This window comes from Veillonella sp., from assembly GCF_019414865.1.
Taxonomy (GTDB): Bacteria; Bacillota; Negativicutes; order Veillonellales; family Veillonellaceae; genus Veillonella.
Genome location: NZ_DXLG01000197.1, coordinates 1 through 1,860, shown reverse-complemented (window position 1 = coordinate 1,860; position 1,860 = coordinate 1). Strand labels below are relative to the sequence as shown.

Genomic DNA, 1,860 nt, shown 5'->3' with positions numbered 1-1,860 from the left:
TAATAATGTAACCTAAGCTACAAAAATGAAAAATTTCAATATTAATTATTAATAGCATATATGATTATAGGAGATACTGTTTTCACGTGAAACATTTTGGCCACTTATCGTATAATAAATATATAGAACATGATTGATATAGGAGATACAATGAAGGTCCTTTACGATACAATTTTGAAAGCAACATATACAGGTCGCCCGAACCGTTTTGTGGTGACCTTAGATTTGAATGGTGAAAGCGTACTTGCTCATTTGCCAAATCCTGGTCGCATGTGGGAGCTCTTGTTCACAGGCGTAACGATGTACATCGTGCCTCACGATAAGCCTGATGCAAAGACCAAGTACCGCGTTGTGGGCATCGAGCGCGATGGTGTCGTGATTATGCTCGACACAAACTACAGCAACGATGTAGCGCAGCATCTGATTGAAAATAAACTGATCCCTGGTTGGGAGGAATGGCGCGTTGTAAGACGAGAGTATACAGTTAAACTACACGGTACATCATCACGCTTTGACTTGCTCCTCACCAATGATAAGGGCGACGAGTTCTTGCTAGAGGTCAAGTCTTGTACGCTATTCTCTAAAACGGGCGCTATGTTCCCTGATGCCATAACAGAACGAGGTCGCAAGCATTTACTACATCTGAAAGAATTGCAAAACGAAGGGTACCACACAGGGGTTCTATTCCTCGTGCAATGGGATCGGGCGCAGTGGTTCTTACCAGACTACCACACAGATTTGGAATTTGCTCGTACCTTTAAAGAGGTAGCTCCATCTTTAGATTGGAAAGCCGTTGCTGTGACCTGGGATGATACTTTCACCATGCCCACTGTAACACGAGAATGTTCCTATCCGAACAGCATCCTCGACACAGAGGCTCACGATAGTGGCGTGTACGTGATGGTCATGCACCTAGATCACAATCTTGACCTTGAAATCGGCTCTAAAGGGATGATGCATTTCAAGGCGGGCTACTATATGTACGTAGGCTCCGCGAAGGCGAACTTAACGAAACGCATTGAGCGCCATAAACGAAAACGGAAGAAAATGCATTGGCATCTAGACTACTTCCGCGGTCACTGCGAAATGATTGCAGGCCTGCCAATCCGAACTAGCTGGGCTGATGCGGAATGCGCTCTTGCTGATGCGGTCCGTGGCGTTGCCGAATGGGACGTCCCTAAATTTGGCTGCTCTGACTGCGACTGCAAAAGCCACCTATTTGGGATGATGGAAAATCCGATACATAATAAGACGTTCATGGACGTAATAGAAGACTTCCGCATGAATAAATTGGATGCGCTAGTTAAATGATTGTTGTTAATGGAGCATAATCAAAAATAGTATGGATGGGGCCCGAATACAAATATGCTAGATTGTTAAAAAAGGGATTTCCTTATCTCTTCGCTCCATAGTGACCTAAGTCGCTCATCAATAAGGAAATCCCTTTTTTATAACGCTATATATGAATCCGTCCCATCCATACCTATGTTTTCTGTTAACTAGTTGCTTCGATCATTAACAACAAATTCACTTTTCCTTTCGCATGGGGCAAGGCCCAAAAATGGGAAGGGTATGAAGTAGAGTATTAACCATCAGCCTATGTTATCAATGATTAAAAAGAAACCATGCTAACGGGTATTGGCAGTACCGCTAACGATACAACTAGTGTGGAATGAGATTTTGTTAGCATCTTAGATCATATGATACAACATGGGGCACATTAAATAAAAGGATATGCAATTCAGTCTGATTTGCACGTCCTTTATTTGTGTTGAGATTTTTATATGGGTTCCAATAGACTTATATTGGTAATGGTATTTAAGGATTACAATCCTTAAACACATAAAAATATTATTGAAT

At 42.0% G+C, this 1,860-nt stretch carries 1 protein-coding gene; it reads left to right on the top strand.

The features are described 5' to 3' along the window. The first annotated feature begins 150 nt into the window (after window positions 1-150). Window positions 151-1,311 (top strand): DNA/RNA nuclease SfsA, encoded by a 1,161-nt coding sequence (gene sfsA / locus QZ334_RS08215; protein ID WP_295233564.1) that lies wholly within the window; start codon window positions 151-153, stop codon window positions 1,309-1,311. Window positions 1,312-1,860: the final 549 nt, after the last annotated feature.